At 67.6% G+C, this 23,618-nt stretch carries 17 protein-coding genes and 1 pseudogene; 10 read left to right on the plus strand and 8 right to left on the minus strand.

Translation table 11 applies throughout. The features are described from left to right. Positions 1 to 23 precede the first annotated feature (23 nt). Positions 24 to 1,487 (minus strand): metallophosphoesterase family protein, encoded by a 1,464-nt coding sequence (locus tag U5798_RS25470; protein WP_322083590.1) that lies wholly within the window; start codon positions 1,485 to 1,487, stop codon positions 24 to 26. A 178-nt stretch (positions 1,488 to 1,665) separates the two neighbouring features. Here U5798_RS25470 and U5798_RS25475 point away from each other — a divergent pair. Continuing rightward, a pseudogene (locus tag U5798_RS25475) lies at positions 1,666 to 2,507 on the plus strand (class I SAM-dependent methyltransferase). A gap of 818 nt (positions 2,508 to 3,325) precedes the next feature. On the opposite strand, the gene U5798_RS25480 reads toward U5798_RS25475, so the two are convergent. The 5 genes from U5798_RS25480 to U5798_RS25500 all read right to left on the minus strand — a co-directional run bounded on the left by U5798_RS25480 (position 3,326) and on the right by U5798_RS25500 (position 11,045). Continuing rightward, positions 3,326 to 3,640: a hypothetical protein gene (locus tag U5798_RS25480; RefSeq protein WP_322083591.1), complete on the minus strand. Its 315-nt coding sequence runs from the start codon at positions 3,638 to 3,640 to the stop codon at positions 3,326 to 3,328. 61 nt (positions 3,641 to 3,701) lie between these two features. Next, complete coding sequence (locus U5798_RS25485; protein ID WP_322083592.1) at positions 3,702 to 5,723, minus strand: BCCT family transporter; 2,022 nt, start codon at positions 5,721 to 5,723, stop codon at positions 3,702 to 3,704. Positions 5,724 to 6,031: 308 nt separating this feature from the next. Then, positions 6,032 to 7,219, minus strand: a complete 1,188-nt coding sequence (locus U5798_RS25490; RefSeq protein ID WP_322083593.1) for a porin — start codon at positions 7,217 to 7,219, stop codon at positions 6,032 to 6,034. A 106-nt stretch (positions 7,220 to 7,325) separates the two neighbouring features. After that, a complete protein-coding gene (locus tag U5798_RS25495) occupies positions 7,326 to 9,746 on the minus strand; it encodes a glycoside hydrolase family 31 protein (protein WP_322083594.1) in 2,421 nt (806 codons plus the stop codon). 27 nt (positions 9,747 to 9,773) lie between these two features. Further along, positions 9,774 to 11,045 (minus strand): MFS transporter, encoded by a 1,272-nt coding sequence (locus U5798_RS25500; protein ID WP_322083595.1) that lies wholly within the window; start codon positions 11,043 to 11,045, stop codon positions 9,774 to 9,776. A gap of 469 nt (positions 11,046 to 11,514) precedes the next feature. On the opposite strand from U5798_RS25500, the gene U5798_RS25505 reads away from it, so the two are divergent. The 8 genes from U5798_RS25505 to U5798_RS25540 all read left to right on the plus strand — a co-directional run bounded on the left by U5798_RS25505 (position 11,515) and on the right by U5798_RS25540 (position 20,860). Beyond that, positions 11,515 to 12,459 carry a MurR/RpiR family transcriptional regulator gene (locus U5798_RS25505; RefSeq protein WP_322083596.1) on the plus strand — a complete coding sequence of 315 codons (945 nt, stop codon included), beginning with the start codon at positions 11,515 to 11,517 and terminating at the stop codon, positions 12,457 to 12,459. Next, positions 12,456 to 13,442: an isoaspartyl peptidase/L-asparaginase family protein gene (locus tag U5798_RS25510; RefSeq protein ID WP_124448030.1), complete on the plus strand. Its 987-nt coding sequence runs from the start codon at positions 12,456 to 12,458 to the stop codon at positions 13,440 to 13,442. Before U5798_RS25505 ends, U5798_RS25510 begins: the two co-directional genes overlap by 4 nt. Before the next feature lie 26 nt (positions 13,443 to 13,468). Further along, the gene (locus U5798_RS25515) at positions 13,469 to 15,367 is read left to right on the plus strand and encodes a dipeptide ABC transporter ATP-binding protein (protein ID WP_322083597.1); all 1,899 of its coding nucleotides are present in this window, start codon (positions 13,469 to 13,471) and stop codon (positions 15,365 to 15,367) included. Positions 15,368 to 15,496: 129 nt separating this feature from the next. Then, on the plus strand, positions 15,497 to 17,059 hold the full coding sequence (gene gsiB, locus U5798_RS25520) for a glutathione ABC transporter substrate-binding protein GsiB (protein WP_322083598.1): 1,563 nt from the start codon (positions 15,497 to 15,499) through the stop codon (positions 17,057 to 17,059). 67 nt (positions 17,060 to 17,126) lie between these two features. Next, positions 17,127 to 18,047 (plus strand): glutathione ABC transporter permease GsiC, encoded by a 921-nt coding sequence (gsiC, locus tag U5798_RS25525; protein ID WP_124448024.1) that lies wholly within the window; start codon positions 17,127 to 17,129, stop codon positions 18,045 to 18,047. A gap of 13 nt (positions 18,048 to 18,060) precedes the next feature. Then, positions 18,061 to 18,954 carry a glutathione ABC transporter permease GsiD gene (gsiD, locus tag U5798_RS25530; protein WP_124448022.1) on the plus strand — a complete coding sequence of 298 codons (894 nt, stop codon included), beginning with the start codon at positions 18,061 to 18,063 and terminating at the stop codon, positions 18,952 to 18,954. Then, a complete protein-coding gene (locus tag U5798_RS25535; RefSeq protein WP_322083599.1) occupies positions 18,954 to 20,036 on the plus strand; it encodes a P1 family peptidase in 1,083 nt (360 codons plus the stop codon). The genes gsiD and U5798_RS25535 overlap by 1 nt, the downstream gene beginning before the upstream one ends. Beyond that, positions 20,033 to 20,860 carry a M55 family metallopeptidase gene (locus tag U5798_RS25540; RefSeq protein WP_322083600.1) on the plus strand — a complete coding sequence of 276 codons (828 nt, stop codon included), beginning with the start codon at positions 20,033 to 20,035 and terminating at the stop codon, positions 20,858 to 20,860. Before U5798_RS25535 ends, U5798_RS25540 begins: the two co-directional genes overlap by 4 nt. Before the next feature lie 35 nt (positions 20,861 to 20,895). Here U5798_RS25540 and U5798_RS25545 read toward each other — a convergent pair whose 3' ends face one another. After that, positions 20,896 to 21,675 carry an alpha/beta hydrolase gene (locus U5798_RS25545; protein WP_322083601.1) on the minus strand — a complete coding sequence of 260 codons (780 nt, stop codon included), beginning with the start codon at positions 21,673 to 21,675 and terminating at the stop codon, positions 20,896 to 20,898. Positions 21,676 to 21,817: 142 nt separating this feature from the next. Here U5798_RS25545 and U5798_RS25550 point away from each other — a divergent pair, with 142 nt between their 5' ends. Further along, a complete protein-coding gene (locus tag U5798_RS25550; protein WP_124448016.1) occupies positions 21,818 to 22,597 on the plus strand; it encodes an AraC family transcriptional regulator in 780 nt (259 codons plus the stop codon). 427 nt (positions 22,598 to 23,024) lie between these two features. On the opposite strand, the gene pcaG is transcribed toward U5798_RS25550, so the two are convergent. Further along, positions 23,025 to 23,618 (minus strand): protocatechuate 3,4-dioxygenase subunit alpha, encoded by a 594-nt coding sequence (gene pcaG, locus U5798_RS25555; RefSeq protein ID WP_124448014.1) that lies wholly within the window; start codon positions 23,616 to 23,618, stop codon positions 23,025 to 23,027.

Here is a 23,618-nt window from a genome sequence, read left to right on the forward strand (position 1 = left end):
GCCGTTGCATCGAACGCCTTCGCTCACGGCGCGATGAACCCCGTCTTGTCGCAGGCGAGCGTCGTGCCCGACTGGTCACACGACGCGAGCAGCTTGCCGGCCGCCGAGTACGCATGGAACACCCAGCCCGTCGCGGGCGCCGCGCGGCGCTCCATGATCAGGAAGCCGAAGCTGTTGTTGTGCGACAGCCGCTCGATCACGGCGCCCGGTGCGGGCGTCAGGCCGGCCGGGAACGGATCGGGCAGCGCGACGTCGAGGTTGTCGCCGCCGTTGCCGGACACGATCGTCGCCGGGTGCCCGGACGAGAAGTTGATCGCCTGGAAGTCGTGCACGTGGCCGTGCAGCGCGACGTGCACGCCCGGCGGGTAGTACGCCTGCGCGTTGAGGCTCGACATCACCGACTGCAGCGCAAGGTTGCCCGGCGCGGGCGTGCTGCCGGCGATCGGCGCGAACGCGAGGATCGGGTGATGGTTCGTGAAGATCGTCGTCGTCATGCCGGCCTTCGACGCGAGCGACGCGACCGTCTGGAACTGCTTCTGGTAGATGCCGAATTGCGCGTCGGTCGTCTTGAGCGGCGTGCGGCCGACCTTCGCGGTATCGAACACGATGACCTGCGAGCCGCCGCCGAGCGACACCGCATAGGGTTCCGAATAGTTCGCGTTGTTGTCGTTGGCCGGATCGTCGCACGAGCGGGCCGCCGAATACGGGCGCGGATCGAGGAAGCGGAACCAGCCCTGGCCCGCGCGTGCGCATTCCTCGTGGTTGCCGCGCACGACGACCCACGGCGCCTTCGCGAGCAGCGGTGCTGCCGGGCGGAACAGGTCGGCCTGCCACGTATCCCAGCCGTAGCCCCACGGGCTGTTCTTGCAGCCGGCGATATCCGGCGGGCATGCGTTCTCGCGATAGTGGTAGTCGCCGATGTGCATCACGAGATCGGGCGACAGCTTCGCGACGCTGGCCGCGATCGTGTCGAGCGGCCACACCGCTGCATCGTTGCACGCCTGCCATGCGTTGTCGGCCTTCTTCATCCGGCAGCCCGTGTCGGCGATGATCGCGATGCGCTGCGGCTGCGCTTTCGGCAGCGGCAGCGCGCGGCCCGCAACGCTTGCCGCCTGCGCGCCCGCCGGCAGCGTCGTTTCGCACACGGAAACCGGGAAGCTCGACGGTTTCGAATCGGCCGGATCGCTGGCGGTCGGCCGCTGGGCCGGCGTGGCGGCGCCCGCGCGCAGCGCCATGCGCGACAGCTTGCCGTCGACGGTCAGTTGCGGGCACAGCGGGTCGCTGGCCGACGCGGGCGTGTAGTTCGTGATGACGCGCGCGATCGCCTGGTTCGCATCGCCGATTTCGACCCATGCGGCCTGGACGTTGACCGATGCGCTGGCCGGATCGTCCGGCGTATCGATGTGATTCGAGCACGCGGACAGCGCGGCGAGGGCAACAAGGGGCGCGCAGCGCACGAACAGGGTGCGTGTGAGGAATCGTCGCATGGGAGGCACCGTAGGAAAGTCGTCAACGATACGCAGCGTGAATGTAAGAAATGTGAAAAAACAGCGTGCGACACGGTTCTCGCTCATGGGCAGGCATCGCCGCCGGGGGCTTGACCTCAAGCCGGCTTGAAGCAGCACAGTCCGGTTCGTCATCAATGAATCGGAAGGGGAATCGACGATGGAAACCAGCCGGCCCAATGAAACGCAGTCCGCGTTGTGGAACGGCCCGTCGGGGCGCGCGTGGGTCGATGCGCAGGCGCCGATGGACCGGATGTTCGAACCGTTCGAGACGCTGCTCGCCGACACGGCGGCCGCGTCGTCCGCGCGCAGCGTGCTCGACGTCGGCTGCGGCACGGGGGCGGTCACGCTCGCGATCGCGCGGCGGCTCGGCGCGGATGCGCACTGCACGGGCATCGACATCTCGGCGCGGATGATCGACGCCGCGCGGGCGCGCGCCGAACGCTGCGGCGTGCCCGCCCGCTTCGTGTGCGCGGACGTGCAGACGCATGCGTTCGAGCCGCGAGCGTCGACCTGATCGTGTCGCGTCTCGGCGTGATGTTCTTCGACGATCCGGTTCGCGCATTCGCGAACCTGCGGCAAGCGGCGCGGCCGGACGCGCTGATGCGGTTCGTCGCATGGCGCAGCGCGGCCGACAACCCGTTCATGACGACGGCCGAGCGGGTGGCTGCACCATTGCTGCCGAACTTGCCCGCGCGGCAACCCGGCGCGCCGGGCCAGTTCGCGTTCGGCGACCGGCGCCGAATTGCGTCGGTGCTGTCGGACAGCGGCTGGGCCGACGTCGCGATCGAACCGGTCGACAAGCCGTGCGTGTTGCCCGAGCCTGCGCTGGACGACTACATCGCGCGGCTGGGCCCGGTGGGCCTTGCGTTGCTGGAGACGGACGAAGCGACGCGGCGGCGCGTGGTCGATACGGTGCGTGCCGCGTTCGAGCGTTACGTGCACGGCGCGCAGGTGCGCTTCGATGCGGCGTGCTGGCTCGTGACGGCGCGGGTGGGGTGAAATAACCATCCCCACGTCAACAGTCGTACCCCTTACCGCCCGCGGCGAAAAATTTTCGAGGTATGAAATGAACGTCTCCTTACGAATTGGCTTCGTGCCAACTTGTCGGGAGAGCGACTTAGCTGCGACTCTGGTAAGGGGAGGCTTTGCGAGAACGCCGAATCGAGGCCGATTCGCCATGAAGGTAGTTTTGCACTGGTGATACGAAGCAACTCTGCCTCGCTTTCGAGTATTGGTGTCTTTGCCTTTCGAATACGAGCCTCAGCAAGATCGAGTCTCGTTTTCATTAGGCGTATTTCTTGAAGTAGCCGAGTTCGATGAGGTTCACGAGCTCGGTTAAGGCGAGTTGTCACTTTATCGAACTGATAAATTCCCATGGCAATTGCAACAACTCCCTCAAGTACAAGCCCGAGTGTTGCAATGCGGTCCCATCCCGTCCTTGACGGGGACGATGCGATCCATAAGATCACGAGACCAGCGACAAACAATCCACCCATTGCGACGAGATCTCTCAGAGTGTCCGCTTTGAGAGCTGATTGGTTTTCTTGATAGTGTTTGAATCTCTTCATATCGGCAGAGATTGCAGCCGCTTTTCGTCGTGATCGGTTTCCTCCCCAACGTGTGAGAACACGGATGGCTTGCGGTGCATGCCGGACGGCACCGAATACGGCCGGAACTATTGCAATGAGTGTTTTGAGAAGAGCAAGGTCAGTCATAAGAGATTTTTTTCGGACCGTCGTGTTGTTCACGGATGGCCAGGGAATAGTTTTCCGATTCATGATGGCTATGGGTCGCTATCTACCGTACATGAATGGCGACTATTGCGACTTCCTCGCGCGCAGCATCAGCCACGCGCAACCGCCGGCCACCAGCGCGAGGCCGAGCAGGACGGCCTCGACGCCGAGCGCGAAACCGGGCGGCATTTCACCGGTGTTCGGCACGGGCGACAGGTTGCCGCCCATTGCGACGGCGCCGCCCGACAGCAGTGCCATGCAGACGATCCAGTAGATCTTGCCGCGCGGCGCCGCGGCGCGGATGCGCCACATCGCGATGCCGGCGCCGCCGAGATACAGCAGCGCGAGCGTGCCGAGCGCGACGAGGTCGGCGGAACGGCTTTGCAGGAGTGCGTTCATCGCGACGCTCCGTCAGGCGTGGCGGTGCGATACGGCGGAACGACGCGTGCCGCGTACGTGCTCATTCGGCCTCCGTTGCATGTCCGGGCGCGCGGCTCAGCAGATGCGTCCGTGTGTCGGCGGCGAGCGACACGTAGCGTTCGTACTGGCGCAGCACGTCGGCGATCACCTCGTCGCCGCGCAGGTATTCGATGTCGTAGCCGAGCCGGCCGTCCTCGAAGAACGTGACGATCCCGTACACGTGCGCGCGGGCCGCATCGGGTTCGGCCGCCTCGCGCACGAGGAACGCCGCCGTGGATTTCGCCGTCACGCGCACGCCGTACACGAAGTCGCGATGCTCGGCGGTCGGCACGGTGAGCCGCACCGCATCGTCGCTGTCGCGCCGCACGAGCGCGTCGACGCCGCTCGCGCGCAGCTCGTCGGCGACCTTGCGCAGCGCCGGCTCGACCGTTTCCGCGACGCACTGGCGCGCCTCGGCCTCGGTTGTCTGCCGCAGGATGTGCGTGAGGCGGTGACGCCAGTGCTGGCCGGTCCAGAAGCTCGTCGCGGGCGCGACGTCCTGCGAATAGTGCGCGCGGTCGGCCGCGAGCCCGCGCCATAGCCCGTAGCACAGCGCGAGCATGATGATCGCGACCGGCAGCGCGGCGATCAGCGTCATCGCCTGCAGCGCGCCGAGCCCGCCGGCGACGAGCAGCACCGCGGCCGTCACGCCGAGCAGCGCGGCCCAGAACAGCCGCTGCCACACGGGCGAGTGCGCGTTGCCGCGCGTCGCGATCTGGTCGATCACGAACGCGCCCGAATCGGCGGACGTGACGAAGAACACCGCGATCAGCACGATCGCGGCGATCGACAGCAGTTGCGGGAACGGCAGGAAATCGAAGAAGCGGAACAGCAGCGCATCGACGTTGGTGGCCGTCTGCGCAAGCGCGCCGGCCGCACCGTGCGTATCGAGCCAGATCGCGCTGTTGCCGAACACCGTCATCCACACGAGGTTGAACGCGGTCGGCACGAGCAGCACGCCGATCACGAACTGGCGGATCGTGCGGCCGCGCGAAATGCGCGCGATGAACATGCCGACGAACGGCGACCACGACACCCACCATGCCCAGTAGAGGATCGTCCAGCCGCCGAACCAGCCTTCCTCGCGCGGCGGCGCGTACGCATAGGTGCGGAACGACAGATCGACGAGATGCGACAGGTACTGGCCGAGGTTGTCGCCGAGCGCGCGGAACAGGAACAGCGTCGGGCCCGCGACGACCACGAAGGCGAGCAGCAGGAACGCGAGCAGCAGGTTCAGCTCGGACAGCCGTCGCACGCCCTTGTCGAGGCCCGTCGCGGCCGACACGCCGGCGAGGATCACGACGACCGCGACCAGCCCGATGCGGAACACGTTGCTGCCGGTGTCCCAGCCGCCGACCGTATGCAGGCCCGCGCTCAGCTGCATCACGCCGTAGCCGAGCGTCGTCGCGATGCCGGCGACCGTGCCGACCAGCGCGAACGCGTCGACGGTGTGGCCGATCCAGCCGTCGATGCGCTCGCGCAGCACGGGATACAGCCCCGAGCGCAGCGTCAGCGGCAGGTTGTAGCGAAAGCCGAAGTACGCGAGCACGAGCCCCATCAGCCCGTAGATCGCCCACGCATGGAAGCCCCAGTGGAAGAAGGTCATCAGCATCGCTTCCTGCGCGGCGGCGGGCGTGCCGGGATCGACGGTCGGCGGCTTCAGGAAATGCTGCATCGGCTCGCCGACGCCGAAGTACATGAGGCCGATGCCCATGCCGGCCGCGAACAGCATGGCCGTCCACGAGACGAAGCTGAATTCGGGTTCGGCATCATCGGGGCCGAGGCGGATGTTGCCGAAGCTGCTGGCGGCGATCAGCACGAGAAACACGAGGAAGCCGGTGACGGCGAGCACGTAGAACCAGTCGAAGCGTGCGATGACCCATTGCTGGCCGGCGGAGAAGAGCGCGCCGGCTTCGCTTGGGCGCAGCGCGCACACGACGAGCAGCGCGCCGATCACGGCGAGCGCGGGCAGGACGACCTGCGGCTTGAACGTCGTGCGGGGCGGGGGGCGGGAATCCGGCATGGCGGGCATCCAGTTGTGGGCGCAACGACGCGCGACGCCGCCCGGCGCGCACGTCGCGCGTCGGACCCTGGTACGGCGTGCGTCGAGTGTACCGCGGTGTCAGGACTGCAAGAAGGGGCATGCAGAAGGGATCAACCTGACGAATTGTAAGGTATCGGGGCGATCGAGAAAACCGGTGCGGTTCGCCGGGTGGGCCGGCGGCGTGCGAAAAACGCCGTGGCGAACGTCCATCTGGCGCCCGGACGGCGCATGCGGAATGCGCATCGTCCGGGGCGACGGCAGCGCGCTGAAGGCGCTGCCGGGCAGGTTCAGAACGTGACGGCGATGCCGGCCATGCCGACGAACTGGCCGTGCGTGGTCGACGGTGTGAGCTGTTGCGAATCGCCGACGATCGGCGCCGCGTCGACGATATGGCCGGCGCCTTGCGCGCCGAGCGTCTGGCCGCTCGAATGCGTATAGGCCTGCAGCGCATAGAGCGTCGTGCGCTTCGACAGGCTGTACGACTCCTTCAGCGAGTACTGCTGGTAGCGGGCCGCGCTCGCGACGCCGTTCGCCTTCGACGCGAGCGTGTACGCGAACGCGCCGGCCACCGAGAACGTCGGCGTGAAGCGGTACGCGGCGAGCGCGCCGTAGGTATTGAACACGGCCGTGTCGGCAAACGCCGAGCCGTTGCCGGGCAGGTACTTCACGTTCGAGTAGTTGACGCCCATCGTCAGGTTGCCGAGCGTGGTGTTGCCCGCCGCCGCGACCTGCTCGACGGCCTTCGCGGTCAGGTAGCCCTGGTTCAGCACGGATACCGCGAAGCTGCCCGACGATGCCGTGGCCGGGTTCAGGAAGCCGGCGGACGAGCCCGAGCTGTTGATCCGCAGGTAGCCGGCCGCGATCCCGATCGGCCCGTTCGCATAGCGCAGCGCGGCGCTGAACGTGTTGCCCTTGCCGGTCGCGCCTGCGATGCCGCCGAATGCGTACATCGCGCTCGCGGTCAGCCCGGCGAAGGTCGGCGACGTATAGGTGACCGAGTTGTTCACGCGGATCGTCGTGTCGAGGCCGTCGATGTCGCCCGGATGTGCGCCGGTCGCGCCGGTCAGCCAGCTGCTCGACGCATACGGGCCGACGAACAGGAAGTAGGGCGTGTACTGGCGGCCGGCCGTCAGCGTGCCGTAGTGATCGTTGCGCAGGCCGACGAATGCCTGGCGGTTGAAGATCGTGCCGGCGGCGGCCTGCGCGCCGGTATTCAGGTTGAAGCCGGACTGCAGGTCGAAGATCGCATGCGTGCCGCCGCCGAGATCCTCGTCGCCGCGCAGCCCGAACTTGGATGCATACAGGTTGCCATCGCGCATGTAGATGTTCGAGTGGCCTTGCTGGTTGTTCACGTACGTGATCGAATCGTCTACGACGCCGTACAGCGTCACGCTGCTCTGTGCGTGGACGGCGGTCGTACCGAGCGATGCGGCCGATAAAATCAGGATTGCATAGCGGTTGACGGGTGCTTTCATTGTCGATCTCCGGATCTCTTCATCTTTTCAACGGGGCGGGAGGCTGGAGCGCCTCCTCTGTGGCGGGCGGCGGGCCGCACGAACGGCCCGCCCGATCGGGTGTGCTTCAGTCGTCGAGCGCGACGACGATGCGGCGCCATGCGCCGTGCGGCACGTCCTGCTCGACACGCGCGCCGCGCACGGCGACGGGGCCCTGCAGCGATGCGGGCAGCAGGATCTCGACGCGTCCGGCCGGGCGGCCCGGGCGGCCGTCCCAGCGAACCGACACGCCGAGCACGCCCGACGCCTCGCGGCCGGTTTCGATCCGCCACAGTCCGTATTCGCCGTCGCGCCAGGCTTCCGTTTCGCCGTCGTCCTCGACGCATTCGCCGTACGCGACGCCGTCCTCGACGCGCGGCGCGACGAGGAAGCCGCGCGTGTCGGCACGTGCGCCGAAGTGCTGCTCCGCGACGTTCAGCGGCAGTACGCGGCCTTCGCGCAGCAGCATCACCGGCGTGTCGAGCGGTGCGGGCAGCGTCACGCTCGCGCCGCCGTCGAACGCCTGCGCGCTCGCGCAGCACATCCAGCGCGCGCCCGACGGCAGGTACACCGTGCGCTCGGTCTGGCCGGGGTCGACGACCGGCGCGACCAGCAGCGCGTCGCCGAGCATCATGTCGTCGCACGCGTCGTAGCAGCGCGCATCGCCGGGGAAATCGGCGAGGGTCGGCCGCAGCACGGGCTCGTAGCGCGTCGTCGACAGCCACAGCAGGTGATAGAGGTAAGGCAGCAGCCGGTAGCGCTGCTTGATCAGCGACGCGATCTGCGCGGTGATCTCCGGATACATCCACGGCTCGTTGACGGTGCCGTCGTCGTTCCACGAATGAATGCTGAAGCGCGGCATGAAGATGCCGAACTGCACCCAGCGCAGCAGCAGCTCGGGCGACGGCGCGGGGCCGGAGAAGCCGCCGATGTCGTGGCCGATGTTCGACACGCCCGACAGCGCGAGCCCGAGCCCCATCTTCAGGTTGTAGCGCAGCGTTTCCCACGACGTATGGTTGTCGCCGGACCAGGTCTGCACGTAGCGCTGCATGCCGGCGCCGCCGGAGCGCGACACGAGGAACGGCCGCTGCGCCGGCGCATGGGCGCGCTGCGCTTCGCGCGACGCGCGCATCATCAGCATCGTCTGCAGCACTTTCGCCTCGCGCGCCGGGAACGGCTGGCCGAAGCCGTGCGCGAGCGCATCGGGCGACCAGATCTCGTATTCGTTGTTGTCGTTCCAGGTCGATTCGATCCCGTACTCGAGCAGCGCCGACGTGACCTGCTCGCGCCACCAGCGGTACGCGTCCGGCTGCGTGAAGTCGAGGTACGCACCGACCTCGTCCCAGAACTGCACCCACGCAGGCTCGCCGGAGGCCGAGCGGATCAGTAGCCCGCGCTGCGCGGCATCGTCGAAGGCGGGATGGTCGCGCAGCAGGCATGGCTTGATGTTCGCGCACAGGCGGATGCCGTGGTCGCGGTAGTGCTTCACGAAGCCCTTCGCGTCGGGGAACTTGTCGCGGTTCCAGTTGAACACGTAGCGCTTCGCGCCGATCGACGTATAGCCCGACGACAGGTGGAACGAATCGCACAGGATGTCGTGCTCGTCGCACTGCTCGACGAACCGGTTCATCTGCTGCTGCGCGTCCGGCGCGTCGGTATAGCTCATCGTCGAGCCCGAATAGCCGAGCCCCCATTTCGGCATGCGCGCGGGGCGCCCGGTGAGCCACGTGAAGCGCCGCGCGGCCGCGAGCGGCGTGTCGGGCGACGCGATGAAGTAGTAGTCGAGATCGCCGTGCTCGGCGACGAAATAGCGGTACGGGCCGTGATAGTTGTCGAGCTCGCGGCCCATGTCGAACGAGCAGTCCGACAGCGTGTCGTAGAACAGCCCGAAGCCCTGGCAGGCGTCCGGCGACCACGTGATGTAGAACGGGATGTGCTTGTACAGCGGGTCGGTATGTTTCGCGCTGTAGCCCATCGCGTCGATGTTGCGCATCTCGAAGCGCGCGCCCGTGCGGTCGAGTTCGCCCGCGCGTTCGCCGAGACCGAACACCTTGTCGCCGTGCGCGCGGGTGACGTAGTGATACGCGCGGTCGTCCCACCAGCCGAAGTTGTAGGCCTGCGTCGAGCGGTCGGCCAGCGCGACTCGCCACGTACCGTCCGCGCCGCGCATCGACCACGTGCAATGGCCGCCTTGCCAGCGCACGGCGAGCCGGATCTGCGCGGTCTCGATGTGCAGGCCGTCGTCGTCCTCGACGAGGGTGAAGGCGGGCAGCGCGAAGCCGTCGAGGTCGAGGCGGTCGCGCCCGTCGAGCGGCACGTCGTCGAGGCCCGGCGCGATCGTCCACGTGCGCGGGTTGCGCGCCGTGGCGTCGGGCAGCACGCGTACGCGCACGATGTCGTCCTCGAGCACGAAGATCTCGACGGTGGCGCCCGCATCGGACGCGAGCAGCACGCGGTTCGCATGCTTGCCGGCAACGCGGAACACGGGCGGATGAAGGAGCGAAGTCATGAAGGCGATTCCTGGTGAGGGCAAATGTCAGGCGTGCTGGGCGAGCAGGCGTTCCTGCTTCGACTGCCCGCGGATCAGTACCGCGAGCAGCGTGACGCCGATGATGTCGAACAGGCCGAGGCACGCGAACAGCGGCGCGTAGCCGATCTTGTCGGCGAGCGCGCCGACCAGCAGCGAGAAACCGAGCCCGCCGATCCACGCGGCCATTCCCGCGAAGCCGCTCGCGGTGCCGACTTCCTCGGAATCGAACACGTCGGCCGACAGCGTGTTGACGAGCGCGGAGATCATCTGGTGCGCGAAACCGCCGACGCAGAACAGCGCGATGGCCGTGTACGGTGACGAGACGAGGCCGATCATCGCGGGCCCGAGCATCAGCACCGCGCCGAGCGCGACGCCGGCGACGCGCGACCACACGAGCGGCAGCCTGAAGCGTTTCGCGAGATACGGCGACAGGTAGCCGCCCGCGATGCCGCCGGCGTCGGCCGCGAGGAACGGCATCCACGCGAAGATCGCGATCTGCGTGAGCGGCATGTGGCGCTCGGTTGCGAGGTACAGCGGAATCCAGAAGCTGAAGGTCTGCCATGCCGGTTCGGCGAAGAAGCGCGGCAGCGCGATGGCCCAGAAGCGCCGTGCGGTGACGACGTCTCGGATGCGGCGCTTCGACACGGGCGGCATCGTCGCCTGGCCGTCACGGATCAGCGCGCGCTCCCGCGGCGTGATCCGCGGATGATCGGCCGGCGACCGGTACTGCGTGTACCAGAGCGCGGCCCACACGAACCCGAGCGCGCCGGTGGCCATGAACGCGGCCTGCCAGCCGAACCGCATCGACAGGAACACGACGAGCGGTGGTGCAATCGCGGCGCCGAGCGACGTGCCCGCATTGAAGTAGCCGACCGCGACGGACTTCTCGCGATCGGGAAACCATTCGGCGACGGCCTTCATGCCCGACGGAATCGCGGCGGCCTCGAACAGCCCCAGGAAGCCGCGCAGGATGCCGAGCGACAGCCAGCCCGACGCGAAACCATGCGCGACGCCGACTACCGACCACAGCGTCGCGAACAGTGCGAACCCGAGCCGCAGCCCGATCAGGTCGACGATGAATCCGCACACCGGCTGCATGATCGTGTAGCCGATCTGGAACGCGCCGACGATGTACGAGTACTGCTGCGTCGAGATCGCGAACACCTGCTTCAACTCGGGCGCGAGCACCGCGAGGGAATTCCGTGCGAGGTAGTTGAGGATCGTGCCGAGACACACGAGCACGATGATCCACCAGCGCAATGCCTTGACTGTTTTCACTGCTGTCTCCTGTTGGGCAGGGCAGGCATGCAAAGCCTGTCTTGATCCATGCGAGCCGTCCGGTCAGGAAGGCTCTTTTACCTTATTTGTACGATGTCCGATCATTCTGGCCGCCGCTTCCCAGCGGCTTTTGTCGAAATTACGCCGTTCAAGCGAAAATTATGTCGCTGTTGGGCGCGATTGTTATCTGACGACTGATCATTTTCGAGCATCCTATGTTCGAATTCGAATCAGGTCAACGCCAATTTGCATTCGAACGAACATGATCGGGGTTTTCCCGGTGTGCTGGCGGCGGCGGGGCGCGAACCTGGACGACGCTCGCGTGCCGAGCCCCGCGCGGCGGGGCTCGGCGACGGCACGGCGCCCGGCGGACGTCCGACAGGGCGTGACAACCCTGATGAAAATTAATTTTTTTCCGGAACAAGGATTGTGTAAATTGATTTTCATCATCCTTGCAACGACCCTTCGCATGACGCCTCTCGTTCCGCACGACGCCATTCAGGCAGAACCCGCGATCGCCGAACGGATCGCGTCGGCGATGCCGTTGATGACGCCGATTCACCGGCGCATGGGCGAATTCGTGCTCGCGAACCCGTTTCGCGCGGCGACGATGCGGATCGACGAACTCGCGCAGGCCGTGAGTGCGTCGATCGCGACCGCGAACCGCTTCGCGAAGGCGCTCGGTTTCGACGGCTATCCGGCGATGCGCGCGGCGCTCGTGCGCGGCTTCGAAGCGACGCTCGGGCCGGTCGAACGGCTGCGTTCCGCGCAGGAGCAGGAGCCCGGCGTACGCGGCGCGGCATGGATCGACGCGGTATTCGACCAGGCTGCCGCCAACATCGAGAGCACGCGCGCGCAACTCGACGCGGCCGATGTCGAGGCCGCGGTCGAGGCGATCGTCGGCGCGCGGCGCGTGCTGATCCTCGGCGCCGGGTCGAGCGCGTTTCTCAGCGGGCTGATGGAGCACGGGCTGTCCGTGTGCCACGACAACGTGCAGTCGCTCGCGCTGCTCGGCGGGCCGTCGCACGCGGCGCGGCGCCTGTACACGGCCGATTCGCGCGATCTCGTGATCGCGCTCGCGTTTCCGCGCTACGTGAAGGACACGATCGAACTGGTCCGCCGGGCGGCGGCGCGCGGCGCACGCGTCCTCGGCATTTCCGACGGCCCGCAATCGCCGCTGGCGCCGGTCGCGTCGCTGAACCTGTACGTCAAGGCCGAACGGCGTTTCGCGGCCACGTCGGAAGCCGCCGTGCTCACGATGATCGAGGCGCTGATCGATGCGGTCGCGCTGCGCACGCACCGGTCCGCGAAGTCCGCTGCCGAGATGACCGAATTCCTGCTGCCGTGGCTCGTGCAGCCGCAGGCGGCGCTGCCGTCTGCCAATCCTCCTTCCTCTCGTCCGAAAAAATCATGAATTCTCCCGCGATCGTCGCGATTCACGGCGGCGCAGGCACGATCCTGCGCGAGGCGATGGATACCGACACCGAACGCCGGTATCGGGCCGAACTGACCGCGATCCTGCAGGCCGCGCAGCAGGTGCTGGCCGATGGCGGCAGCGCGCTCGATGCCGTCACCGTCGCGGTGCGGATGCTCGAGGACTGTCCGCTGTTCAATGCCGGTCGCGGCGCCGTCTACACGGCCGAGGGCAAGCACGAACTCGACGCGGCGGTCATGGACGGCGCGACGCTCGGCGCTGGCGCGATCTGTTGCGCGACGCGCGTGCGCAATCCCGTGCTCGCTGCGCGGCGCGTGATGGAGGCGAGCGAACACGTGCTGTTCGCCGGCGCGGGCGCCGATGCGTTCGCGGCCGCGCAGGGGCTCGAACTCGCGGAACCCGGCTACTTCGACACCGAGGCACGCCATGCGCAGTGGCTCAAGGCGCGCGCGGCGTCCGGCGTGATGCTCGACCACGATGCGGCGACGTTCGCGTTCGGCAAGGCGCAGCCGGCCGAGCCGCTCGATCCCGACCGCAAGCTCGGCACGGTCGGCGCGGTTGCATGCGACCTGCACGGCCACATCGCGGCGGCGACGTCGACCGGCGGCATCACGAACAAGCAGCCGGGGCGGGTGGGCGATTCGCCGATCATCGGCGCGGGCTGCTATGCGGACGACGCGACCTGCGCGGTTTCGTCGACGGGCACCGGCGAGATGTTCATCCGCCTCGCGACCGCGCATGACGTTGCCGCGCAGATCGCCTATCGCGGTGCGTCGCTCGCCGACGCCGCGCACGACGTCGTGATGAACAAGCTGCCGCGCCTCGCCGGCCGCGGCGGGCTCGTCGCGGTCGATGCGCACGGCAATGTCGCGATGCCGTTCAACACCGAAGGGATGTACCGCGGCTACGCGCGCGTCGGCGAGGCGCCGGTCGTCGGCATCTACCGCGACGACGCGGCCTGAACCCGGATCGCACGAGGAGAACCCGCATGACTTCGAGCCGAACCCCATCCGGCCTCGTGCTGCCCGAACAGCGCGTAGTGGCCGTCGAGGACCTGTCGGTCACGTTCCGCCGCGAAAGCGCGACGTTCGACGCGGTGCGCAACGTGTCGTTTCACGTCGACCGCGGCGAGACGCTCGCGATCGTCGGCGAATCGGGCTCCGGCAAGTCGGTCACGTCGCTCGCGCTGATGCGGCTCGTCGAGCACGGCGGCGGCGAGATCACGAGCGGCCGGATCGCGTTCCGGCGTCGCGGCGGCGCACTCGTCGATCTGGCGCAGGCGAGCGCCGCGACGATGCGCGGCATCCGCGGCGCGGACATCGCGATGATCTTCCAGGAGCCGATGACGTCGCTGAACCCGGTGTTCACGGTCGGCGACCAGATCAGCGAGGCGATCGCGCTGCACCAGTCGAAGGGCGCGGCCGAGGCGCGCGCGGAAGCGCTGCGGCTGCTCGATCTCGTGCGTATTCCGGAAGCGCGTCGCGTATTCGCGCGCTATCCGCACCAACTGTCGGGCGGGATGCGGCAGCGCGTGATGATCGCGATGGCGCTGTCGTGCCGGCCCGCGCTGCTGATCGCCGACGAGCCGACGACCGCGCTCGACGTGACGATCCAGGCGCAGATCCTGCAACTGGTGCGCGGGCTGCAGGACGAAATGAACATGGGCGTGATCTTCATCACGCACGACATGGGCGTGGTGGCCGAAGTGGCCGACCGCGTGCTCGTGATGTATCGCGGCGAGAAGGTCGAGGAGGGCGAGTCGGACCGCATCTTCGCGGCGCCCGCCCATCGCTACACGCGCGCGCTGCTCGCGGCCGTGCCGCGGCTCGGCTCGATGCAGGGTACCGACACGCCCGAGAAATTCCCGCTGCTGAAGGTGGACGACGCGAATGCGACGATCGCGGCTGCGTCCGCCGCGAACGACAATGTGCAGCCGCCCGTCGATCACGCTGCGCCGCCGATCCTGCGCGTGAGCGATCTCGTGACGCGCTTTCCGGTGAAGAGCGGCGTGTTCGGCCGCGTGTCGCAGTACGTGCATGCGGTCGAGCGCGTGAGCTTCGAGCTGCGCGCGGGCGAGACGCTTGCGCTCGTCGGCGAATCGGGCTGCGGCAAGTCGACCACCGGCCGTTCGCTGCTGCGCCTCGTCGAATCGCAGAGCGGCTCGATCGAATTCGATGGCCGCGACATCAGCGCAATGAAGGGGCATGACCTGCAGGCGCTGCGCCGGAACATCCAGTTCATCTTCCAGGATCCGTTCGCGTCGCTGAACCCGCGCCTGACGGTCGGCTTCTCGATCATGGAGCCGCTGCTCGTGCATGGCGTCGCCAGCGGCAGCGAAGCGCAGGCGCGCGTCGACTGGCTGCTCGACAAGGTCGGCTTGCCGCCCGAGGCCGCGCGCCGCTATCCGCACGAATTCTCGGGCGGCCAGCGCCAGCGGATCGCGATCGCGCGTGCGCTCGCGCTGAACCCGAAGGTCGTGATCGCCGACGAATCGGTGTCGGCGCTCGACGTGTCGGTGCAGGCGCAGATCGTCAACCTGATGCTCGACCTGCAGCGCGAGCTCGGCGTCGCGTACCTGTTCATCTCGCACGACATGGCCGTCGTCGAGCGCATCAGCCATCGCGTCGCGGTGATGTATCTCGGCCAGATCGTCGAGATCGGTCCGCGCCGCGCGGTGTTCGAGGCGCCGCAGCATCCGTATACGAAGAAGCTGATGAGCGCGGTGCCGGTGGCCGATCCCGCGCGCAGGCATGCGCCGCGCCAGCTCGCGGCGGACGAAATCCCGAGCCCGATCCGCGCGATCGGCGACGAGCCGGCCGTCGCGCCGCTCGTCGCGGTCGGTCCCGATCATTACGTCGCGACGCATCGCGTCGGCGGCGCGTATTGAGTGCGTGACGGAGCGCCTATGGACCGCAGCTGCGCACGCGCCAGGCAACGCCGTTATTTTCCCGAGCGGATGCTGTCGCACCGCGATTTCCACCACGCGTTACCGAATCATCCAGAGGAGCCAGACCAAATGAACAAGCCGTATTCGTTCCCGATGTTCCGTCCGCGCGCGCTGTTCGCGGCGGGAGCAGGTGCGCTCGCGCTGTCGGTCGCGGTGCCCGCGTTCGCGCAGCAGAACGTCGTGGTCGCCGTGTACTCGACGTTCACGACGATGGACCCGTACGACGCAAACGACACGGTGTCGCAGGCCGTCGTCAAGTCGTTCTACGAGGGGCTGTTCGGTTTCGACCGGAACATGAAGCTCGTCAACGTCCTGGCGACCAGCTACACGGCGTCGCCGGACGCGAAGGTGTACACGGTCAAGTTGCGCGAAGGCGTGAAATTCCACGACGGCACCGACTTCAATGCGGCCGCGGTGAAGGCGAACTTCGACCGCGTGACCGATCCGGCGAACAAGCTGAAGCGCTACGGCCTGTTCCGCGTGATCGAGAAGACGGAGGTGGTCGATCCGACCACGGTGCGGTTCACGTTGCGCGAGCCGTTCTCGGCGTTCATCAATACGCTCGCGCACCCGTCGGCGGTGATGATCTCGCCGGCCGCACTGAAGAAGTGGGGGCGTGACGTGTCGCTGCATCCGGTCGGCACCGGGCCGTTCGAATTCGTCGAATGGAAGCAGACCGACGACATGAAGGTGAAGAAATTCGCCGGCTACTGGAAGAAGGGGTATCCAAAGGTCGACACGATCGACTGGAAGCCGGTGGTCGACAACAACACGCGCGCGGCACTGATCAAGACGGGCGAGGCGGATTTCGCGTTCACGATTCCGTTCGAGCAGGCGAACGACCTCAAGAGCAACGCGAAGATCGAACTGATCGAGTCGCCGTCGATCATCCAGCGCTACATTTCGCTGAACACGCAGCAAAAGCCGTTCGACAACCCGAAGGTGCGTGAAGCGCTGAACTACGCGGTCAACAAGGAGGCGCTCGCGAAGGTCGTGTTCGCCGGTTACGCGACACCGCAGACCGGAGTCGCGCCGATGGGCGTCGAGTACGCGACGAAGCTCGGGCCCTGGCCGTACGATCCGGCGAAGGCGCGTGCGCTGCTGAAGGAAGCCGGCTATCCGAACGGATTCGAATCGACGCTCTGGTCCGCGTACAACCATTCGACGGCGCAGAAGCTGATCCAGTTCGTCCAGCAGCAGCTCGCGCAGGTTGGCGTGAAGGTGCAGGTGCAGGCACTCGAGGCCGGCGAGCGGGTCGCGAAGGTCGAGAGCGCCCAGGATCCGGCAACGGCACCGGTGCGGATGTACTACAGCGGCTGGTCGGCATCGACGGGCGAAGCGAACTGGGCACTGACGCCGCTGCTCGCATCGGCATCGGCACCGCCGAAGCTCTACAACACCGCGTACTACAAGAGCGCTGCCGTCGACGATGATCTCGCGAAGGCGCTCGAGACGACCGATCGTGCGAAGAAGGCCTCGCTTTACGCCGACGCGCAGAAGCAGGTGTGGGCCGACGCGCCGTGGATTTTCCTGGTGCAGGAGAAGATCGTCTATGCGCGCAACAAGCGATTGCACGGCATGTACGTGATGCCGGACGGCTCGTTCAACTTCGACGAAATCTCGGTGAAATGACGGCGGCTTGCCCGCCTCGCGGTGCCGGCGGCGCAGGCCGCCGGCACGCTGATTCGATCGGTGCCCCATGCTGAATTTTCTCGTCAAACGGCTGCTCGGCCTGCTGCCCACGCTCGCGATCGTCGCGTTGCTGGTGTTCATGTTCGTGCACCTGCTGCCGGGCGACCCGGCGCGGCTCGCGGCAGGCCCCGAAGCCGACAATGCGACGGTCGCGCTCGTGCGTGCCGATCTCGGGCTCGATCGGCCGTTGCCCGCGCAGTTCGTGAATTTCTTCACGAAGATCGCGCACGGCGATTTCGGCATGTCGACGCGCAGCAAGCGGCCGGTATCGACCGAAATCGGCGAGCGCTTCATGCCGACGCTGCTGCTGACGCTCGTCAGCATGGGGTGGGCGACGCTGTTCGGCATGGCGATCGGGATCGCGTCGGCGGTGTGGCGCAATCGCTGGCCCGACCGTCTCGGCATGACGATCGCGGTGTCGGGCATCTCGTTTCCCGCGTTCGCGCTCGGCATGCTGCTGATGGAAATCTTCTCGGTGAAGCTCGGCTGGCTGCCGGTCGTGCCGGACGGTTCGTGGAAGAGCTACGTGCTGCCGTCGCTGACGCTCGGCGCGGCGGTCGCGGCCGTGATGGCGCGCTTCACGCGCGCATCGTTCGTCGAGGTGCTGAACGAGGACTTCGTGCGCACCGCGCGTGCGAAGGGCGTGCACGAGCCGATGGTGGTGCTCAAGCATTGCCTGCGCAACGCGATGATCCCGGTCGTCACGATGATGGGGCTGCAGTTCGGCTTCCTGCTCGGCGGCTCGATCGTCGTCGAGGTCGTGTTCAACTGGCCGGGGCTCGGGCGCCTGCTGGTCGATGCGGTGACGATGCGCGACTACCCCATGATCCAGGCGATCGTGCTGCTGTTCTCGCTCGAATTCATCCTGATCAACCTGGCCGTCGACGTGCTGTACGCGGTCATCAACCCGACCATCCGGTTCAAGTGAGAGTGAGGCGAGCATGAACGCGACTGTCCAGCCCGCGGCGCCGGCCGCACCGACCGCGATCCGCACGCCGTGGCGTGAATTCTGGCGCAAGTTCCGCAAGCAGACCGTCGCGCTCGTCGCGGGCGGCTTCGTGCTGGCGCTCGTCGTGCTGGCCTTCGTCGGCCCGCACATCGTGCCGTTCGATCCGGAGAACTACTTCGACTACGATGCGCTGAACGCGGGGCCGTCGGCCGTGCACTGGTTCGGCGTCGATTCGCTCGGCCGCGACATCTTCAGCCGGATCGTCGTCGGCACGCGCATCTCGCTCGCGGCCGGCTTCTTCTCGGTCGCGCTCGGCGCGGTGATCGGCACGTTCTTCGGGCTGCTCGCCGGCTACTACGAAGGCTGGTGGGACCGCATCACGATGCGCATCGCCGACGTGCTGTTCGCCTTCCCCGGCATCCTGCTCGCGATCGGCGTGGTCGCGATCCTCGGCAACGGGATGATCAACGTGATCTGCGCGGTCGCGATCTTCAGCATCCCGGCGTTCGCGCGGCTCGTGCGCGGCAACACGCTGATGCTCAAGCACATGACCTATGTCGAGGCCGCGCGCAGCATCGGCGCGTCGGACTGGACGATCATCATGCGGCACATCCTGCCGGGCACCGTGTCGTCGGTCGTCGTCTACTTCACGATGCGGATCGGCACGTCGATCATCACGGCCGCGAGCCTGTCGTTCCTCGGGCTCGGCGCGCAGCCGCCGACGCCGGAGTGGGGTGCGATGCTCAACGAGGCGCGCGCGGACATGGTGACGGCACCGCACATCGCCATCTTCCCGAGCCTCGCGATCTTCCTGACCGTGCTCGCGTTCAACCTGCTCGGCGACGGGCTGCGCGACGCGCTCGATCCGAAGCTGGAGCGCCGCTGATGCGTGTTGCGCCGATGTGGGCCGCGACGCTGCCGGCCGGCCCGCGCGGCACGATCGCCGACGTGCCGGGCGTGACGGTTGGCCATTGCACGCTCGATGCCGGCAGCGTGCAGACGGGGGTGACCGTCGTGAAGCCGCATCCGGGCGACGTGTACCGCAGCAAGGTGCCCGCGGGCGTGGCCGTGATCAACGGCTTCGGCAAGAGCGTCGGGCTCGTGCAGGTCGGCGAACTCGGCACGCTCGATACGCCGATCGCGCTGACCAATACGTTCGGTGTCGGCGCGGTCGCCCAGGCGCAGATCCGCGCGGCGATCGCGGCGAATCCGCAGATCGGCCGCGACTGGCCGACCGTCAATCCGCTCGTGTTCGAGTGCAACGACGGCTATCTGAACGATATCCAGGCGTTCGCGGTCACGGCCGCGCATTACGACGACGCGTGCCGCACGGCGTCGCGCGACGTCGCACGCGGTGCGGTGGGCGCCGGGCGCGGGATGTCGTGCTTCGACCTGAAGGGCGGGATCGGCTCCGCTTCGCGCGTCGCCGTCGCGGCCGGCCGGCCGTATACGGTCGGCGCGCTCGTACTCGCGAATTTCGGCCGGTTGCCGATGCTGACGCTCGGCGGCGTGCCGCTCGGGCGCATCGTCGCGCAACGGCGGGCGGCCGAGGCCGCGCACGCGGCGCCGCCCGAGCGGGGCTCGATCATCCTGTTGCTCGCCACCGACGCGCCGCTCGACGCGCGGCAGTTGTCGCGGCTCGCGCGCCGCGCCGGTGCGGGGCTGGCCCGTACGGGATCCGTCTACGGGCATGGCAGCGGCGACATCGCGCTTGCGTTCTCGACCGCCTGCACGATCGCGCACGACGCATCGACGATCGCGCTGCCGGCCCTCGTGGCCGATGCGGCGCTCGATCCGCTGTTCATGGCTGCGGCCGAAAGCGTCGAGCACGCGATCGCCGACGCGTTGCTGCAGGCCGTGACGGTCGCCGGGCGCGACGGCCACGTGCGGCAATCGCTGCGCGACGCGGTGCCCGATCTCGAGCGGTTTTTCAACGAAGATAACGAAGGGTATTCGACCCAGTCATGAAGATCCTGATCTCGACCGACATCGAGGGTGTCGCCGGCGTATTCGCCACCGAGCAGACGCGCGCCGGCAATCCGGAATACGAACGGGCGCGTCGCTGGATGACCGCCGAAGCGAATGCGGCGATCGAAGGCGCGTTCGCGGGCGGCGCGCAGGCCGTGTGGGTCAACGATTCGCATGGCAGCTATCGCAACCTGCTGCCCGACGGGCTCGATGCGCGTGCGCGTGTCGTGCTCGGCAAGCCGCGCACGCTCGGGATGATGGCAGGCCTCGAACAGCGGCCCGATCTCGTGTTCATGATCGGTTTTCACGCGAAATCGCAGACGCGCGGCGTGCTCGCGCACACGATCAACAGCTTTGCATTCACGCAGGTGTGGCTGAACGGCGTCGAGTTCGGCGAAGCCGGGCTGTACGGCGCGCTGGCGCACGAATATGGCGCGCACGTCGCGCTTGCCACGGGCGACGACGTGTTCGCCGAGGAAACGCGGCCGCTGTTCCCGGACGCGCGTTTCGAGACGGTCAAGACGGCCGGCGGCACATCGAGCGGCGACACGCTCACGCCGGCCGCGTCGTGTGCGCGGATCGCGACCGCCGCGCGCGACGCGGTGGCGCAGGCGCTGTCGGCCGGCGTGCGTGCCGGCACGCATCGGCCCGCGCCGGCGGCTTGCACGCTGCGCGTGCAGACGGCCGCGCTGGCCGACCTGTTCGGCGTGCTGCCGTCGCTCGAGCGGGTCGATGCGGTGACGCTGCGTTTCGACGGGCCGTCGGTCGAGCACGTGGTGCGCACGCTGAACAGCCTGTCGGCGATGTCGTTCATGCTGCGGTGATGCGCGCCGCAACGATGCCGCCTGCGCGCGGCCGGTCAGTCGACGACGGCGGGGCCGGCCGTCGCGGCGAGCAGGAACGCTTCCATCGCCGCGACCAGCGCGAGCGGCGTCTCGTTCATCGGATAGTGGCCTGCATTGGGCAGCACGTCGACGGTGGCGAGCGGATAGCGCCGCAGGTAGGTGCGCGCCATCAGCGCCATGTCGAACGCGGGATCGTGTTCGCCGATCAGCACTTTGACGGGGTGCGTACCGGCGATCTCGTCGCTGAAATCCGTATCGGCCCACGCGCGGAAGTACGCGCCGAAAGCCTGCGCCGACGAACAGGCTGCCGAATACGCGGCTTTCCACTCGATCCAGGCGGCCGGCAGCCGGCCGCCGGTGCTGCGGTCGATGATGGTGCGGCGGTCGGCGACGTGGTCGGCGGCGCGCTCGAATAGCGCGCGCTTCTCCGCGTCGAACGGCAGGCCGCCGCACGGCACGGGGGTGATCGGAACCAGCGCGCGCACACGCTCGGGCGCCATGACGGCGATTTTCTCGGCCGCCATCGCACCCATCGAGTGGCCGACGAGGCTGAAGGTCGCGAAATCGAGCGCGTCGGCGAGCGCGAGCGCGTCGGCGGCGATCTCGTCGATCGTGTAGTCGCCCGCCGCGTCGCGCATGCGGCCGTAACCTCGGTAGTCCATGAATACGTAGGTGAAGTGCGCGTGCGACAGCCATGGTTCGACGGATTCGAACGCATGGGCGTCGCCGAACCAGCCGGGCAGTACAAGAACAGGATGGGGGCCGTCCCCCACGCGGTGGATCGTATTCGGCATGTCCGCTCCGATGAAATTGCAATCCGGCCGATCAGGCCGACGGGTGTGGCGGCCGTGAGGTCGCGCAACGGTGGAGCGGATCGTAGATCGTTCGAAGGCGACCTGCCTTCGATATCGGGTCATTAACTATAGAATTCAGGCCGTGAGAAATACGCTGCTAGATCCCTACGAACATATTCCGCGGAACGTGGTCGTGACCGCCAACGACTACGCGGCGGGCACGACGTTTCCGGAGCACGCGCACGGGCGCGGGCAATTCGCGTTCGCGTCGCGCGGCACGATCAGCGTGTCGACGCCGCACGGACGCTGGCTGGTGCCGCCGCAGCGCGCGTGCTGGGTGCCGGCGGGCGTGCGGCACGAAATGACGATGACCGGGCCGGTCACGATGCTCAATACGTTCGTGTCGGGCGACGCCGCGCAGGCGGCCGGCCTGCCCGGGCAGTGCGGCGTGTATGGCGTGTCGCCGCTGCTGCGGCACCTGATCGACGATGCGATCGACCTGCCGGCCATGTACGACGTCGACGGACGTGCGGGCAAGCTGATGGACCTGCTGGTCGCGGAAATTGCGACGATGCCGCGCCTGTCGCTGCATGCGCCGCTGCCGGCCGATGCACGGCTGGCGAAGGTGTGCCGGCACCTGTTCGCGTCGCCGTCGATCGCGGCCGATCTCGACCAGGTCGCGGCCGATGCGGGCGTGAGCCGGCGGACGTTCACGCGGCAGTTCCGCGCGCAGACGGGCGTGAGCTTTGCCGCATGGCGCCAGCAGGTGTGCATGCTCGCGGCGATTACGCGCCTGACCGACGGGCAGCCGGTGACGCGCGTCGCGCTCGATCTCGGGTACGCGAGCGCAAGCGCATTCACGTCGGCGTTTCGCCGCATCCTCGGCGACACGCCGAGCCGATATCTGGAGATCCGGCGCTAGCCGGACACAGCGCAAAAAAATACGCGCCCGCCAAATTCGGTCGGACGCGTTTAAAGGCACTCGGTCAGAAAAAATGCGCGAACGGCCCGTTCGGCGGCGTCGCGCACGAATTGCGTAATTATTGCCTCGCCCGATTTAATCCTTCCGGCTCGTTGCGGATAACGAAGGATACGCCGCATAACGCGCAAACGATATCCCGTTGGCCCGACGATGCATGTGCGGTCGCAGCATGCGTTTCAATCGGGCGTTCGATATCGAGGCGGGAAGCCTCGGGCAACCGGGGTTCGCCGCCGCCACTCGCCACGATGCGACGCATCATCGAACGATCGCGACGGCTCAAGAAAAACGCCGCGTGGTGCGATGCCCGTCGGTATCGCGCCACGCGGCGTGCGGTTGCGTGCGAAGCCGGCATGCGCCGGCGCACGCGTCAAACGTCGAAGAACACCGTTTCGTCCGGCCCCTGCATGCGGATGTCGAAGCGGTAGACGACCGGGCGGCCCGGCTGCGCGTCGCGTTTCGCGACGAGCGTCGCGCGGCGCTCGGCCGGCACCGCATTCAGCACGGGGTCGGTCGCGTTCGCCGCGGCTTCGTCGTCGAAGTACACGCGCGTGAACGCATGGGTGAGGATCCCGCGCATCATCACGGTCACGTTGATGTGCGGCGCCTCGTCGGCGGCGATGCGGCCGGGCTTCACCGTCTCGACGACGAAGCGCTGCTGCGCATCGGTGCCCGTGCCGACCCGCGCGAAGCCCGTGAAGCCGGAAGTCGCGATGTCGTCGCGCGAGGCGGGGTAGCGGCCCGCGCCATCCACCTGCGTGAATTCGAGCACCGCGTCGCCGACGACGTTGCCGTCGCCGTCGAACACCTGGCCGACCAGCAGCACGTGCTCGCCTTCGGCGTGTGCCGCGGCGATCGTCGGCGTGAACAGGCTCTTCAGGTCGTAGTCGTATTGCTGCGGGCACAGGCCGTATGCGAAGTACGGGCCGACCGTCTGCGAAGGGGTTTGCTTCAGCGTCGTCAT

Source organism: Burkholderia sp. BCC1972 (genome assembly GCF_905339605.1).
GTDB lineage: Bacteria > Pseudomonadota > Gammaproteobacteria > Burkholderiales > Burkholderiaceae > Burkholderia.

Coding starts and splice junctions, on each gene's coding strand:
- U5798_RS25480 (WP_322083591.1), bottom strand. CDS start 3,640: ATGAACGCACTCCTGCAAAGCCGTTCCGCCGACCTCGTCGCGCTCGGC.
- U5798_RS25505 (WP_322083596.1), top strand. CDS start 11,515: ATGACGCCTCTCGTTCCGCACGACGCCATTCAGGCAGAACCCGCGATC.
- gsiC (WP_124448024.1), top strand. CDS start 17,127: ATGCTGAATTTTCTCGTCAAACGGCTGCTCGGCCTGCTGCCCACGCTC.
- U5798_RS25540 (WP_322083600.1), top strand. CDS start 20,033: ATGAAGATCCTGATCTCGACCGACATCGAGGGTGTCGCCGGCGTATTC.
- pcaG (WP_124448014.1), bottom strand. CDS start 23,618: ATGACGACGCTGAAGCAAACCCCTTCGCAGACGGTCGGCCCGTACTTC.
- U5798_RS25545 (WP_322083601.1), bottom strand. CDS start 21,675: ATGCCGAATACGATCCACCGCGTGGGGGACGGCCCCCATCCTGTTCTT.
- U5798_RS25470 (WP_322083590.1), bottom strand. CDS start 1,487: ATGCGACGATTCCTCACACGCACCCTGTTCGTGCGCTGCGCGCCCCTT.
- U5798_RS25485 (WP_322083592.1), bottom strand. CDS start 5,723: ATGCCGGATTCCCGCCCCCCGCCCCGCACGACGTTCAAGCCGCAGGTC.
- U5798_RS25490 (WP_322083593.1), bottom strand. CDS start 7,219: ATGAAAGCACCCGTCAACCGCTATGCAATCCTGATTTTATCGGCCGCA.
- gsiD (WP_124448022.1), top strand. CDS start 18,061: ATGAACGCGACTGTCCAGCCCGCGGCGCCGGCCGCACCGACCGCGATC.
- U5798_RS25510 (WP_124448030.1), top strand. CDS start 12,456: ATGAATTCTCCCGCGATCGTCGCGATTCACGGCGGCGCAGGCACGATC.
- gsiB (WP_322083598.1), top strand. CDS start 15,497: ATGAACAAGCCGTATTCGTTCCCGATGTTCCGTCCGCGCGCGCTGTTC.
- U5798_RS25515 (WP_322083597.1), top strand. CDS start 13,469: ATGACTTCGAGCCGAACCCCATCCGGCCTCGTGCTGCCCGAACAGCGC.
- U5798_RS25495 (WP_322083594.1), bottom strand. CDS start 9,746: ATGACTTCGCTCCTTCATCCGCCCGTGTTCCGCGTTGCCGGCAAGCAT.
- U5798_RS25535 (WP_322083599.1), top strand. CDS start 18,954: ATGCGTGTTGCGCCGATGTGGGCCGCGACGCTGCCGGCCGGCCCGCGC.